Here is a 14,234-nt window from a genome sequence, read left to right on the forward strand (position 1 = left end):
GAACCTAAAAGGCTTGCGCAACGACCTGTGCCGCGCGCCTGGATGTCGCTGGCAGCGAACGATGCGAGACGACCCACTGGCGCAGCCTCTCGCGCTCGCCTGCCTCGCGGTGCATTGCCATATTTCCTGCCTGAATCATCGCGTCAGCTACTTCGTCCGGGCTGAAGCCTGCGGTACGCCCTAAACCGGAATTGCGAATGTCGTTGGCAGGAGGTCCCTGCCCGATATAGACAACGGGTGTTCCCTGAGCAAGGGAGACAAGGATCTTGGTGGGATACGCGTAGTCGTAACCGCCGGGGCGAATCGATGCGAGTGAAACATCGGCGCTGGCGTACCAGCGCTGAGCCTGATCAGGAGGAACAGGCTCATGGAAAACAATGTCCGTGGATGCTGCTCGACCCAGTTCAACCAGGTCATCCCATGCGTTTCCCTGTCCAAGAAAGACCAAAACAGCCTTTGGAAACACGGTTTTGACGCGCGGAAAAGCCCTGATAAAGGCGTCAGGAGACTGCAGCGATGAGGCGGTACCTGCGTAAAGGTAAACCGGGCCGCCAGCGTGAGGAAAACCGTCGGGCAGGGGAGTACGGTCAAGTAACTCCTGCGTTTGAACGCCGTTGGGCACTACGCTCACATTGGCTGCCCCCAGCTCCTGAGCGCGCTGAGCAACCCCCTCAGACACAGCGATAACATGTTCTGCACCTGTGAGAGCAAAACGCTCAATACTGCGCAGGACCCTGACAACCAGAGGCTTCATATGTTCGGCTTCGGCAGCGTCAGACAAAATGTCGCACGCGTAATAAACGTAGGGAATTCTCCGGAGACTGCATGCGATACGCGCGACGGACCCGGTCGTAGGAGGAGGCTCAACCACAACAGCATCGGGTCTGCGGCATGTCAGAAGACGGAAGAACAGGGGAATGTCAAAGGACATGTACTGCGCATAGCCACGCACGGCGCCAGCAGAATCCCGCAGAACAGGGAAGCGTTTGATCAGGACGCCTTCGTCACTTACCGAACCGCGAAGGGAACCAAAACGCGAGGTCAAGACGGTGACGTCGTGCCCATCCATCGCGAGCGCATGCGCAAGCCCGCGCAGACGAAGGGCGGCCGCCGCAGGCTCGGGGGCGAAGACCCGGGTGGCAAGAACGACGCGACTCACCTGACGCGCCCTGCCCAGTTCGACAGTACTTCTGCCACGCGCTCGGCAGCGTGGCCATCACCATATGGATGGGCATCAGCTTCAGCAGGTTTGGCCGGATAAGAACGTGAAGCGGCCGCTATCAAATCAGAGCCAGGCTCCACCAACTTGTTCCAGCCAAGATGTACGGTTTCCACCCACTCGGTCTGTGGGCGGACCGTCGTGCAGGGAACGCGCAGCAGGAACGCTTCCTTTTGCAGTCCTCCCGAATCAGTGATCACACCACGTGCATGAAGCGCTGAGGCAATGAGGTCTGGATATGCCAGCGGGGGATGAACGAGTAGGTTCCCGCGCCGATGATCATTCGACAACTCGATGCCATGCTCCTTGCACTTGGCAACAAGGCGGGGGTGGGCAAGCAGCACAACGGGATGATCCACGTGTCCTAGGGAATCGAGCACTGACAGCAGACGGTCGCGATCATTGGTGTTTTCTGCCCGGTGAATCGTGGCCAGCGAGTAGGATCCTTCAGCTAGCCCAAGCTCGTTCATGACAGGGGAGGGCAGATCTTTCACCTGGTCGCGGATCTGGAGCAGGACATCAGTCATCACGTCTCCGACAATGACGGTGCGCTCTTTCAAACCTTCATCGGCAAGGTGGCGGGCACCTTCATCAGTGGGCGTCAGCAACAGATCTGCGGCATGATCGGTCATGACGCGGTTAATTTCTTCGGGCATCGCGCGGTTGAAAGAGCGGAGCCCCGCCTCCAGATGTGCGACTGGAATATGGAGCTTCACAGCGCTCAAAGCCCCGGCTAACGTGGAATTTGTGTCTCCATACACAAGAACCCAGTCAGGATTATGGCCGGTAAACACATCGTCGAGGGCGGCCAGCATCTTCCCTGTCTGCACGCCTTGAGAAGCTGATCCCACGCCCAGGTGAACGTCAGGCGCGGGAATACCGAGGTCCTCGAAAAAAACGTCTGAAAGCATAGGGTCGTAGTGCTGCCCGGTGTGGACGATCACGTGATCGATCCCAGCTTTATCAAAAGCGTGGGCAATCGGCGCCAACTTGACGAATTGGGGACGTGCCCCGACAACTGAAACAACGCGCATGTGGGCACTTTATCAGTGGAGACGTTGAGATGCTGGGATGATCGTGTGGAAGCGGTTAGAATGTGTGCGTTATCGCTGACAGATGGAAAGAAGTTTTCATGCGTATTGCAGTTGTGGCTATGGGAAAGATCGGGCTGCCGCTCGCCGTCCAGTTTGCAAGCAAAGGGCACGACGTCATCGGCGTTGATGTCAATGACAAAACGGTTGCAACCGTCAACGAGGGACGCGAACCATTCCCGGGGGAGGCTCACCTGGCTGAAAAACTCGCTGAGCTTGTACCCGCCGGAAAACTGCGCGCCACCACGGACTACGGTGAAGCAATCCCAGAAGCGGAGGCAGTCGTCATAGTCGTTCCACTGTTTGTCAACGATGAGACGTGGGCACCTGATTTCGGATGGATGGATCAGGCCACACGCTCGCTGGCCGAGCACCTGACCAAAGACACACTGATATCTTATGAAACGACTTTGCCGGTGGGCACCACCCGCGGACGCTGGAAGCCGATGATCGAGGAGATTTCCGGCCTGAAAGAAGGGGAGGACTTCCACCTCGTCTTTTCACCTGAGCGTGTACTGACCGGCCGCGTGTTCTCCGACCTGCGACGCTACCCGAAGCTGGTAGGTGGTCTGAGCCAGGAAGGCACTGACAAAGGCATGGAGTTTTACCGCAGCGTCCTTGACTTTGACGAGCGTGACGACCTGCCTCGTCCCAACGGTGTGTGGGACATGGGCAGCGCCGAAGCTGCAGAAATGGCGAAGCTTGCAGAAACGACCTACCGTGACGTGAACATCGGGCTTGCCAACCAGTTCGCCGTATACGCCGACAAGGCCAACATCGATGTCAAGCGTGTCATCGACGCATGCAACTCACAGCCATACAGCCACATCCACCAGCCCGGAATCGCTGTTGGCGGGCATTGCATTCCCGTCTACCCGCGCCTGTACCTGTCCACTGACCCCGACGCGTCAGTGGTGCGCACAGCTCGCCAGTTCAACGCGGGCATGCCTGAATACGTGGTCTCGCGAGTTGAGGGCGTCCTCGGAGACCTTAAAGATCTGAAAGTTGTCGTGTTGGGAGCCTCGTACCGCGGCAAAGTCAAGGAGACAGCATTTTCCGGTGTATTTGCCACAGTTGACGCCCTGCGTGAGCGTGGTGCTGAGGTGCTGGTCCATGACCCGATGTTCACCGATGATGAACTCGCACACTTCGGATGGGACGCCTACCACCTGGGTGAGCCGGTCGACGCTGCGATTATCCAGGCGGACCATCCTGAGTACAAGGACATGACTGCTCAGGACTTGCCCGGCATTCGCCTCCTGTTCGACGGCCGCCGGGTGACCGATCCTGCCACATGGGCAGGAACCCCACGCATGGTAATCGGTGAATGAGGCCTTGGGCGAGGTGCCCCGAGAATCCGCCTACCTCGCCTAAGATGAGCGCTATGACTGCCCCGCGAATTGCTGCCGTCGTTGTTGCCTGGAACAGAGCCGAGCTCCTACGCGAAACGCTTGGAGCGCTAGCCCAGCAGTCCCGGCCGCTTGACGACATCATCGTGGTAGACAACGCCTCGACGGATGACACACCGCAGGCCATTCAAGGCAGTGAGGCCGTCACAGACACCGTCACGCTTCCCTCGAACTTCGGTGGCGCTGGAGGATTTGCTGCCGGCATTGCCCGAGCAGTATCCCGAGGCGCTGACTTTGTGTGGATTATGGATGACGACACGGTGCCACACGTGGACGCCCTCGAGCGACTTTTGGAAGCACGGGCAGAATATCCGGGCGAACCTGCAGTTATGGCGTGTCGGGCGGAATGGTTCGATGGGCGTGAGCATCCAATGAACAAGCCGCGTCGCCGCGCCTTCCTGAGACCTGTCCTGCATCAGCATGCTGAGGCGGCAGATAGCTACCAGATTCGAACGGCATCTTTTGTGGCGATCCTGCTTGACGTGCGAGCGATCCGCGAAGACGGTTTGCCCGAAGCGGCATATTTCCTGTGGAATGACGATTTTGAGTACACAGCGCGTCTTCTTCGACGCAGAGTGGGCTTGTATGTTGATGCCGCGCGCGTCGAACACCGCACGAAAACTTTTGGAAACTCTACGGCAAGCCCTGGCGCACGCTTCGTCAACGAGGTGCGAAACAAGATGTGGGCGTTCGGACGTTCGCAGGCTTTTGGGCCGATCGAGCGGTGCGCATTCATGGCGATGACCACGATGCGCTGGGTACGCTTGCTGGCCACGTCCCCTGATCGCACTCAGCTGTGGAACTACCTGAAAGAGGGCGTGGAGCAGGCAAACGAGGAGCCGTCCTCTACCGCCGATGTGCTTTCGGATACGCCAGTGGCGTGTGAAGCAGCGCAGTTGGATCGACGAGCAAGCAGGCAGGGGCAAAACGGGACAAGTGACCTATGCGAGCGTATACAGCAGGAGCAGGCAGATACTTCCGTGGCGGAAGGCGCCGCGTCAGATGAGACACTGCCATTCTCAGTTCTCCTGCCTGTATACATCAAGGACGATCCAGCACATTTCCAGAGGGCTCTCCAGTCTGTAGGTGCAGACCAGAGTCTTGCTGCTAACGAGATCGTCATTGTGTGCGACGGTCCCGTGAGCCCGAAAATAGATGAGATCCTAGATTCTGCGCGTCATGGCAGATCGCCACACCTCGTCGCTGATATACCGGTCAAAGTCATCAGACTGGAGCGTAACAGAGGCCTTTCAGCAGCCTTGAACGCGGGTTTGCAGCACTGTTCATACGACATTGTCGCCCGAGCCGATGCCGACGATATCTCTGTTCCTGAACGATTTGCACGCCAGCTGCCAGTCATGGAGCAGGGATTTGACATTGTGGGAGCGGCGATCGTGGAGTTTTCAGTAGACGAAAATGGCACTGGGATGATCAGAAGGCAGCCGACTCACCAGCATGACATCGTGAGCGCCTTTACCTTTCATGACCCGTTCAACCATCCCGCGGTCGTTTACCGTGCAAGTGCAGTGAAGGAAGTTGGTGGCTATCAGCATCTGGACCTGATGGAGGATTACTGGCTTTTCGCGCGGATGGTTGCTAGCGGTGCGCGAGTTACCAATCTTTCCGACGTCCTCGTGAAGTATCGGGTGGGAGCGGGGGCCTACCAGCGGCGCGGAGGACTTCGGCTACTGAAAAGTGAGGTCGAGTTGCAGCGTCGGCTAAGAAGTCACGGAATAACGACTCGAGGCCAGCTAGTGCGTAATCTTGCAATACGTGCAACCTACCGAATTGTGCCAACCGGTTTGAGACGGGCGGGATATCGTCTATGGAGACAGCTAAGCCAGCCGCAAGCCTGAAATTCGTCCAACTGTTCGTTGCTGCCTAAGGAAGTTGATGTATCAGAATGACTGACTTGTCACCATGGATCCATGTCTTCCCCGGCTTCCTTCTTTTACTCATTGCGATCGTGTTTCCGGGCGCCTTGCTTGCATGGGCAATGGGATATCGGAGACGTATCTTCCTGATCGCCACTCCCTTGCTCTCAGTGTTCCTCATGGGGACGGGAGCGATCGTGGCACAAAGGGCTGTTCGTCCATGGGGATGGGGAACTTACATCAGCTGGACACTCCTGTGGGTCGTAGGCGCATACGTTGTGCGAGGAGCCCAACAACTCATACGTCGCCGACGAAGTGCGAACCACGCGCGAGTATCTGGCTCGACTGCCTGCATTCGAATTCCACCACCTGCGAATATCGTGGCGTACTCTCTGGGCGGTATGCTGGCCATCTTGGTCAGCGCCTACGGAGTGATTGCTCCCATAGGCAACCCGGCGCGCCCCCCACAAACTTGGGATGCTGTTTTCCACCTGAATGCCTTACGGTGGATCCTCGATACAGGGGACGCATCGACTCTGCATCTCGGTGCCGTGGCGACGTCAGATGGTACACCAGTCTTTTATCCTGCGGGGTGGCATGACTGGGCAGTATTGGCTGTTCCAGGGACAGCGGGAGACGTGGTGGCTGCGGCAAACGTTTCTGCACTGGTCATCGCTGCGCTTCTATGGCCCTTCACTGCAACGATGCTTGCAGCAACACTGAGTAAGCGCAGAACGTGGATATGGGCGATCGGACCTATAGTCGCGAGCTGCTTTACGGCCTTTCCCGAACGTCTGATCTCATATGGAACACTGTGGCCGACTGCGTTGTCATACGTGCTTGTCCCTTTGGTAACGAGCATCATTGTTGAAATGTTGCGTAATCACTGCTCACGTAGGGCCTCACTGCTCGTCCTTATGGTGATGGGCCTTGGTGCTATCGGCATCGCCCATCCGACGGGCGTCATCGTCGCTTTTGTCTTTGTCGTGTGGCGCTTTATCGGACACCTGGCGGCGCTTGGAAAGAACCGGGTCCGTGCGGGAGCAAGCTGGAAAATCTTAGCGTGGAGCATGCCGTTTGTCCTCGCCGGAGGACTCTTCGGCCTGACACGCACAAGTTTTTGGCGATCAACTACCGGATATGAACGTCTGAAACCATTTGGAGAGTTTCAGCGCGAGCTGAGGGGAGCGCTAATTGACGCCCAGCTTCCCGATCAAATACACGGCAATCAGCAAGGGATAATTTTACTGGGAATTCTGACAATAGGTGGGATTCTCGTCTGCGTTGGTCAGAAACAGGGATGGGTCCTTCCGGCCTGGGCATCCATCGTAGCCCTATATCTGATTGCTGCAGTACTGTGGAAACCGGGCCTGAAGCTCGTGGGCCTGTGGTACACAGATCCTGCTCGTATAGGCTCAGCAATTCCCCTCATAGCTGCGCCGGTGTCTATAGTCGCGCTGGCGACGGTGATTCATGTCGTGCACTGGCACTGCGCGCGTGCGTTGGGAGCGGACGACAAGCGACGCTCACTGCGTCCCCTGCTATTGCTGACCTGTTTCGGAGTCACGATCGGGCTCCTATACGTCCCAACGGGTAAATACGGGCGCACAGTAGGAGCGCACCAACTGTACCTGAACTATATGCAGCTGAACCAACAGGGCTACAGTTCTCTGGTCTCTGATGCTGAATTAACGATGATGGCGAGAATAAAGGAAGAAATCCCCCCGGATGCCGAGGTAATCGGAGATCCGATGAATGGTTCGTCCTTGTTGTATGCGGTTGCCAATGTTGATGTCACTTTCCGCCACATCACCGGGTCATACGATCCTGACCTGCTTGATGCCGCCTATAACATCTCAGACATGCTGGAAGATCCTGAAATCTGTCGCGTCCTGAATGCGCACGACATTCAGTACTATTACACCGACTCGTTGACATATTGGCCGGAAGAAGCAGATACGCGCCCACTATCTGTGGGACTGCGCGAAGGTCGATTCTTGACGAGGCATATGCGCTTGGTTGATCGAGGCGGAACTGCGGCGCTCTGGAAGATCACACCTTGCGAGGAGAAATGACGATGCCTGTGCGATTGAGTAGTCTGTGGTGGCTTACCTTAAATCAGAGCCGAAAGGCGCTAGCATTTAGAGCTAAGTGCATCCTGCGGTAGGCAACCGCGCCAATTAAGGATTAAGGAGAATGCAGTGGAGAAGGACCAACCGGATCTCGTTGTGGTGGGTGCGGGCCTATTTGGACTGACGATCGCGCAACGAGCTGCAGAAGAGCTTGGACTCAAAGTCGCCATCATTGAGAAGCGCTCCCACATTGGTGGAAACGCATGGTCGGAAGAAGAACCAACCACCGGCATTGAGGTCCACCGCTATGGCGCTCACTTATTCCATACATCCAACGAGCGGGTGTGGGAATACGTCAATCGCTTCACTTCTTTTACGAATTACCAGCATCATGTCTACACCACTCACAACGGCGAAGTGTTTCCCATGCCGGTCAACTTGGGCACCATCAACCAGTTTTTCCGCGCGGCGTATACTCCCGACCAGGCGCGCGCGGTCGTTAAAGAGCAATCCGCCGAACTGGGTGACAAGAAGCCGGAAAACTTTGTCGAAAAAGGAATCTCCCTTGTCGGGCGTCCGCTCTATGAAGCATTCTTCATGAACTACACAGCCAAGCAGTGGCAGACAGAGCCAGAGAACCTTCCCGCATCGATCGTCTCGCGCCTGCCAGTTCGATACACCTATAACAATCGGTACTTCAACGACACCTATGAAGGGCTGCCAACCGACGGTTATGGCGCGTGGATGGAAAAAATGGTGGACGACCCGAATATCACGGTGTACACCGATACCGATTTTTTCGACGATTCACACGAACTCAGCCGATCCCATGTTGTCGGCAAGATTCCAGTTGTGTACACCGGCCCGATCGACCGTTACTTTGACTACGACGAGGGTGACCTTGGATGGCGCACCATCGACTTGGAAGAGGAAATCCTCGACACCGGAGATTTCCAGGGAACATCAGTGATGAATTACGCAGACCTGGATGTTCCGTACACCAGAATTCATGAGTTCCGCCATTTCCACCCCGAACGCGACTACCCGGCTGACAAGACGGTAATCCATCGCGAATACTCCCGTTTTGCTGAACGAGGCGACGAACCGTACTATCCCATTAACACCAGCGATGATCGCGAGCGTTTGGAAAAGTACCGCGCCAAAGCTGACAAAGAGCCCAATGTGTTGTTTGGCGGCAGGCTTGGAACATATAAGTACCTCGACATGCACATGGCGATCGCCTCTGCGCTGACGATGTTCGACAACGTTCTTCAGCCTCACTTCGCTGATGGTACGCCGCTAAAGTCAGGAGAAAACAACTGATGAGCATCACGTCACACCAGGACTACACCCAGGTCGCGCGAATAGTCTTTCCCGCACAGGGGGAAGAGGATCTGCTGCCCCTGTATGTAGATTTCGGCCGGGCACACAATTCGACAGAACCCATTGATGCCGGCAGCAAGAAGGCGCGCAATGCCACACTGCGTAGTCTTGCCATGCAACGCCATGGGGGCGAAGACCATAGCGCATTGATCAACGGGGACTCGACAATGAGGCTGCCTGGAGGTCTTCGAGTCTCATTCGCGTCAGTCTTTAACGCGTTTCCCGCGAGTTACTGGCGCCAGTGGACCCGTGCGACAGCAGCACGTCTCGAAGTGACGATCAAAGGACGTGCATCGGTTCTGGTCTATAAGTCCAACGCTCAGGGGCGCTTTGTGCGTATCGACTCCGCAACGGTCGATTCGCGGACCGTTGAGTTCGACATTTCACTGAAGACGTTTGCCGATGGCGGCTGGATCTGGTTCGACGTCATTGCATCAGATGAAGACGCGCAGTTCCTCTCCGGATGCTGGAAAGTGGACGCGTGCCCTGACGGTGATGCGTCCCTGTCGATCGGCATCACCACCTTTAATCGCCCTGATTACTGCGCAAAGACAATCCTCGCCCTTGGTGAAGCCGAAAACCTGAAGGATATCCTCAAACGGGTATACGTCGTCGATCAGGGCAACAAGTACGTCAGCGATGATGAGCTCTATCCGAAAGCAGCGGAGTCGCTTGGCGATAGGCTCGTCATGATCCACCAGGGAAATATGGGAGGCTCCGGTGGATTCTCGCGCGGCATGTACGAATCGGTACAAGCTGACGAGACAGAATTCCACATGCTGCTTGATGACGATGTCATCGTGAACCCCGAATCAGTCGAACGTTTGGTTCGCTTCGCATCACTGTGCCGTAACCGCACGATCGTCGGTGGGCAGATGTTCGATCTTAATGACCGTGCAGTTGCTCACTCCTTTGGCGAGGGAATCAATACGTGGCGCTGGCTGTGGGGACCTGTTCCGGGAACTGAGAATCGCATTGATCTTGCACTGGCTAATCTCCGTCAGCGTCGTGAACTGCACCGCAGACTCGACGTCGACTACAACGGCTGGTGGATGACGCTCATTCCTGTCTCAGTGATCAAAGAAATTGGCTTGTCCTTGCCGATCTTTATCAAGTGGGACGATCTTGAATACTCGCTGCGCGCCTCCGAGCATGGCGTGAGCACAGTGACCCTCCCAGGGGCAGGTCTGTGGCACGTAGCGTGGGGTGACAAAGACGACGCACGCGACTGGCAGGCGTACTACCACGAGCACAACAGGATCCTGACGGCTCTTCTGCATTCGCCATATGACCACGGTGGCCGCCTGCCGTACGAGCTCACGACACTTGACGTGAAGCACTCTGTATCTGCTGAATACTACGCCCAGTCAGCGCGACTGATGGCAGTGCGCGATATCTTGTCTGGCCCTGAGCATCTCCACCGCACCCTCAAGACGCGCATGCAACAGCTTCGTGAAATGACGAAGAACTTTACTGACGCGCAGTACAAGTCAGAGCCGGATGCCTTCCCGCCGATTAATCGTCTGAGCCGTTCGCGTTTCAAGAAAGGGCTACCCAAGGGGCCAAATATGCTGACCTTGGGGCCTTGGACACTGAAAACACTGATCCGGTTGATGACGCCTCCGAAAGAAAGCGCAAAACAGCATCCGGAAGGATTTGTTGCACACGCTGACTCGAAGTACTTTATTTTGAGCCAGTTTGACTCTGTCCTCGTCACGAAAGCGGACGGCTCTGGCACAGCATGGTACAAACGAGATCCACGGAAACTGCGCAAGCTCCTGAGTCAGTCAATTTCGGCCAGAAGCCAACTGATCAGCCGCTGGGATGAACTTTCGGCGCAATATCGACAGGCTCTTGCGCATATCGTCTCGCTCGACGAGTGGGCGAAGACTTTTGGTATCACGTCCAATGAACCAAGTGAAACTGCCGCCGCGGAGTACTGATCGAACAGAATTCTTCCATTGATGACTAAAGAACTGAGTGAATACCCACTTCGAGCGCCCGGCCATTCGGCCGGTTTGCTCGACTTGGGACGATGGAGTTTCCTCCTGCGCCTGTTGGTGAAGAAAGAACTGCGGGTACGCTACAGAGGGTCCGCGCTGGGCATGGTGTGGAGCTATGTAAAACCAGCGGTCCAACTGGTCGTTTACTACATCGCAATGGGTAAATTCATGGGCCTGGGTCGTTCCATTCCCAGCTACGTGGTCTACCTGTTCGCCGGCATGGTGATGATCAACTTCTTCAACGAGATCCTGTCCAACACCACGCGATCGATTATCTGGAACGCTCCGCTGGTGGGCAAGATCTATCTACCACGCGAGCTATTCCCGGTCTCAAGCTTGTGGGTCGCCTTCGTCCATGTTGTTCCGCAGATCGTTGTGCTGATAGTCGGAGCACTCCTCTTCGGATGGAGACCAACCCCAGTGCACATTCTGGTCGGTGTACTTTCAGTGCTGACGATCGGCATGTTCTCCCTCGGTTTAGGTCTGCTCTTCGCGGCTTTCAACGTCTTTTTCCGTGACGCTGAAAACTTCGTTGACTTGCTGTCGATGGTTGCTATCTGGGTCTCGCCTGTGTTCTACCAATGGCATATGGTGGCGGATGTCTTCCCTCGGTGGCTTGTCAACCTCTACATGCTGAACCCTCTTGCGATGGGCGTCGAACTGTCTCACTTCTGCTTCTGGGCACCGACGCAAGGCGTTGTCGAAGCCGGCCATACGAGCTGGGACCTCATGGCCCCAAACATGCCCGCACTGATGATGGGATCCTTCGTCATTGCGTTTGGTGTGCTGCTCATCGGCCAACTGGTCTTCCACCGTCTTGAAGGTAAGTTCGCACAGGAGTTGTAAATGAACGATCCTCACAATTCTGGGTCCGAAGCCCTCGAGATGGTCCGGCTTGAACACCTCGACAAGGAATTTCGGCTGCGCCACACCCGTTCCATCAAGGAGTACGTGGTGTGGACTTTGAAGGGGCGCAAAGACGAACTGGACGATTCCTTCAAAGCGCTTGACGACCTGTCATTGTCAATCCACCAGGGTGAGTCCGTGGCACTGCTCGGCTTCAACGGATCAGGAAAATCCACCACGCTCAAACTGATCAGTGGTGTGATGCGCCCCGATCAGGGCACTGTTCTGGCCCGTGGCAGAATCGCCGGTTTAATTGAAGTTGGCGCGGGAATGCACCCGGATCTGACCGGACGCGAAAATATTTACCTGAATGCGGCGATTCTGGGCATGAAAGAAAAGGAGATCGACGAAAAGTTCGATCAGATCGTGGCGTTTAGCGAGATCGAGAAATTCATCGACACTGAGGTGAAATTCTACTCCTCAGGTATGTACATGCGGCTTGCTTTTTCCGTTGCCGTCCATTGCGAGCCTGACGTCTTCCTGGTCGATGAGATCCTCGCCGTGGGAGATGAGCCTTTCCAACGCAAGTGTATTTCGAAGATGGAAGAGCTTCGGGGTACCGGCCAGACGCTTGTTGTTGTCAGCCATGACCTCGAAATGATAAAGAACATTTGTGAGCGCGGCATCGTGCTGGATCATGGAGTCAAGAAGTTCGATGGGTCAATCGTTGAGGCCGTCGACTTCCTCCGCGCCTCTCGATAAGAACCAGTGTGCCGCCGGAGTGGGGGCCACCCGCGCTGTGCGAAGCCGCCAGAAGGCTAAGGGCGCAGCTGCGCGCGTTCTTGGGTAGCGATGCGGGCGATCTGGTCGGCAACGGCTGGATCGTCCTGGTCCAGCCCGCCGCAGGCGATGATGACCAGAGGGCAGCTGCGGCTCAGCGCCCAGAGCAACAAGCTCGTATCTGCAACCAGGCCCCGGCTCATCACAGCGATACGAGGCGGCAGGTCGATGCTGCCGCGCAGAGATGCCGGCGCAGCGCTGTCAGCGCGTGGAGATCCGGGCACAGCACTGTCACCGCGTGGGGACTCCGTCACACCGCCGTCCGTATTCACAGACTCCGACGCAGCGCCCTCATCGTGCGCAGCGCCAGGCGCGCCGCCGTCAGTCTCCCACACCTGCTCCCACGCTAGATTCGAGGGCTCATCGACCCGCCAGCCGGCAGAAAAAGTAGGCAACTCATCAACACCGAAGTCCGGCTCATCGTTGTACCCCGACACCTCAGCGATCGCATCCATCATCGCGCCGGGCAGGTCCCCGTCCCATTGCAACGCCAGCGCAGACAAGTTATGCGCATACACGCTGACACCGGCCTCATCAGCGGCGCACGCCCGCTCAGACACCTCGCCCGTGATCAAAATGTCGGCGTCCCCCTCGTCCATGAGGGCCGCGTCAACGGTGCGCCACCCGCACAGCCACGAGGCACCCGCCCACAGGCACCCTTGCCACGAAGACGGCATGTCCACGCAGATCCGTCCGCGCGGCTGACAGTCCTGATCGTCGAGGGCGACCTGCCCGCTCGGCGCGTTGATGCTGCGACTGTCACCGCTGCCGGCGCCGGCAAGGTCACCCCACTGGTTCATCGCGGAATACTCCATCAAAAGGTTCGCGATCTTGGAGAACCAGCGGGCCAGAACAGGGCCGGAGAGCTCGGTGCGCTCAATGGGGGAGGCTGCAAGGTCGTACCACGTCAGTAGTGGCAGCGGCTGTCTTTGAAGCAGGCTGACCAGCTGATGAAGAGTCATACTCGGTACGTTAGCGAAAAAGGCGGGGGAACGGGGGGTGTGCCCGCGCAAACCCGTGACATTGCAGGCTGAATAACGGTTAGGTCACCGTGAGTGGCCACGCTAACCCGCGATGCGACACAGCGACAACTCGACACGCCGAGTGGCGGAGAAAAAATCGCAAGCGAACTTGACACCGGCGGATAACAACGGTGTAATTCAGGTACGAACTGTTTACGGCGAGGGGACGATAAATCGTGTGGAACATCCTGGGTGACGGACCTCTGACATGGTCCGAGGCTGCGGATGTCGAGGCATTTGCCCGTGCTGATGGCCCGCTGGCGTGGCAGCAGCATGCGCTGTGCGCACAGACAGATCCAGAAGCCTTCTTCCCGGAAAAGGGAGGATCGACGCGCGAAGCGAAAGCTGTGTGCCAATCATGCTCAGTGCGCGAAGAGTGCCTGGAATACGCATTAGCTCATGATGAGCGATTCGGAATCTGGGGCGGATTGTCCGAACGGGAGCGTCGCCGCTTGCGCCGTGCCGCTGGCTGATG

Annotated in this window: 11 protein-coding genes; 8 read left to right on the forward strand and 3 right to left on the reverse strand. The window is 56.9% G+C overall.

Annotation, left to right across the window (positions count from 1 at the left end):
• Nucleotides 1–4: 4 nt before the first annotated feature.
• Nucleotides 5–1,159: a glycosyltransferase family 4 protein gene (locus AC1EJZ_RS06665; protein WP_480294335.1), complete on the reverse strand. Its 1,155-nt coding sequence runs from the start codon at nucleotides 1,157–1,159 to the stop codon at nucleotides 5–7.
• Nucleotides 1,156–2,253 carry a non-hydrolyzing UDP-N-acetylglucosamine 2-epimerase gene (wecB, locus tag AC1EJZ_RS06670; RefSeq protein ID WP_480294336.1) on the reverse strand — a complete coding sequence of 366 codons (1,098 nt, stop codon included), beginning with the start codon at nucleotides 2,251–2,253 and terminating at the stop codon, nucleotides 1,156–1,158. Before wecB ends, AC1EJZ_RS06665 begins: the two co-directional genes overlap by 4 nt.
• A gap of 98 nt (nucleotides 2,254–2,351) precedes the next feature.
• Between wecB and AC1EJZ_RS06675 the strand changes: the two genes are divergently transcribed.
• The 7 genes from AC1EJZ_RS06675 to AC1EJZ_RS06705 all read left to right on the forward strand — a co-directional run bounded on the left by AC1EJZ_RS06675 (nucleotide 2,352) and on the right by AC1EJZ_RS06705 (nucleotide 12,659).
• Complete coding sequence (locus AC1EJZ_RS06675; protein WP_058237042.1) at nucleotides 2,352–3,641, forward strand: nucleotide sugar dehydrogenase; 1,290 nt, start codon at nucleotides 2,352–2,354, stop codon at nucleotides 3,639–3,641.
• A 53-nt stretch (nucleotides 3,642–3,694) separates the two neighbouring features.
• On the forward strand, nucleotides 3,695–5,575 hold the full coding sequence (locus AC1EJZ_RS06680; RefSeq protein WP_480294337.1) for a glycosyltransferase: 1,881 nt from the start codon (nucleotides 3,695–3,697) through the stop codon (nucleotides 5,573–5,575).
• Nucleotides 5,576–5,622: 47 nt separating this feature from the next.
• Nucleotides 5,623–7,668: a DUF6541 family protein gene (locus tag AC1EJZ_RS06685; protein WP_058237040.1), complete on the forward strand. Its 2,046-nt coding sequence runs from the start codon at nucleotides 5,623–5,625 to the stop codon at nucleotides 7,666–7,668.
• A 126-nt stretch (nucleotides 7,669–7,794) separates the two neighbouring features.
• On the forward strand, nucleotides 7,795–8,988 hold the full coding sequence (glf, locus tag AC1EJZ_RS06690; RefSeq protein ID WP_480294339.1) for a UDP-galactopyranose mutase: 1,194 nt from the start codon (nucleotides 7,795–7,797) through the stop codon (nucleotides 8,986–8,988).
• Nucleotides 8,988–10,991: a glycosyltransferase gene (locus AC1EJZ_RS06695; RefSeq protein WP_480294341.1), complete on the forward strand. Its 2,004-nt coding sequence runs from the start codon at nucleotides 8,988–8,990 to the stop codon at nucleotides 10,989–10,991. The genes glf and AC1EJZ_RS06695 overlap by 1 nt, the downstream gene beginning before the upstream one ends.
• Nucleotides 10,992–11,012: 21 nt before the next feature.
• Nucleotides 11,013–11,897 (forward strand): ABC transporter permease, encoded by an 885-nt coding sequence (locus tag AC1EJZ_RS06700; RefSeq protein ID WP_058237037.1) that lies wholly within the window; start codon nucleotides 11,013–11,015, stop codon nucleotides 11,895–11,897.
• Nucleotides 11,898–12,659: an ABC transporter ATP-binding protein gene (locus tag AC1EJZ_RS06705; RefSeq protein ID WP_058237036.1), complete on the forward strand. Its 762-nt coding sequence runs from the start codon at nucleotides 11,898–11,900 to the stop codon at nucleotides 12,657–12,659.
• A 56-nt stretch (nucleotides 12,660–12,715) separates the two neighbouring features.
• Here AC1EJZ_RS06705 and AC1EJZ_RS06710 read toward each other — a convergent pair whose 3' ends face one another.
• A complete protein-coding gene (locus AC1EJZ_RS06710; RefSeq protein ID WP_480294344.1) occupies nucleotides 12,716–13,699 on the reverse strand; it encodes a hypothetical protein in 984 nt (327 codons plus the stop codon).
• Nucleotides 13,700–13,962: 263 nt separating this feature from the next.
• Here AC1EJZ_RS06710 and AC1EJZ_RS06715 point away from each other — a divergent pair, with 263 nt between their 5' ends.
• On the forward strand, nucleotides 13,963–14,232 hold the full coding sequence (locus AC1EJZ_RS06715; protein WP_371935782.1) for a WhiB family transcriptional regulator: 270 nt from the start codon (nucleotides 13,963–13,965) through the stop codon (nucleotides 14,230–14,232).
• The last annotated feature ends 2 nt before the right edge of the window (nucleotides 14,233–14,234 follow it).

The organism is Pauljensenia sp. C0170B5 (genome assembly GCF_056590195.1).

Excerpts from the sequence above, each read along its gene's own strand:
- AC1EJZ_RS06680 (WP_480294337.1), top strand. The coding sequence starts at position 3,695 with ATGACTGCCCCGCGAATTGCTGCCGTCGTTGTTGCCTGGAACAGAGCC.
- AC1EJZ_RS06700 (WP_058237037.1), top strand. The coding sequence starts at position 11,013 with ATGACTAAAGAACTGAGTGAATACCCACTTCGAGCGCCCGGCCATTCG.
- wecB (WP_480294336.1), bottom strand. The coding sequence starts at position 2,253 with ATGCGCGTTGTTTCAGTTGTCGGGGCACGTCCCCAATTCGTCAAGTTG.
- AC1EJZ_RS06705 (WP_058237036.1), top strand. The coding sequence starts at position 11,898 with ATGAACGATCCTCACAATTCTGGGTCCGAAGCCCTCGAGATGGTCCGG.
- AC1EJZ_RS06675 (WP_058237042.1), top strand. The coding sequence starts at position 2,352 with ATGCGTATTGCAGTTGTGGCTATGGGAAAGATCGGGCTGCCGCTCGCC.
- AC1EJZ_RS06710 (WP_480294344.1), bottom strand. The coding sequence starts at position 13,699 with ATGACTCTTCATCAGCTGGTCAGCCTGCTTCAAAGACAGCCGCTGCCA.
- AC1EJZ_RS06695 (WP_480294341.1), top strand. The coding sequence starts at position 8,988 with ATGAGCATCACGTCACACCAGGACTACACCCAGGTCGCGCGAATAGTC.
- AC1EJZ_RS06685 (WP_058237040.1), top strand. The coding sequence starts at position 5,623 with ATGACTGACTTGTCACCATGGATCCATGTCTTCCCCGGCTTCCTTCTT.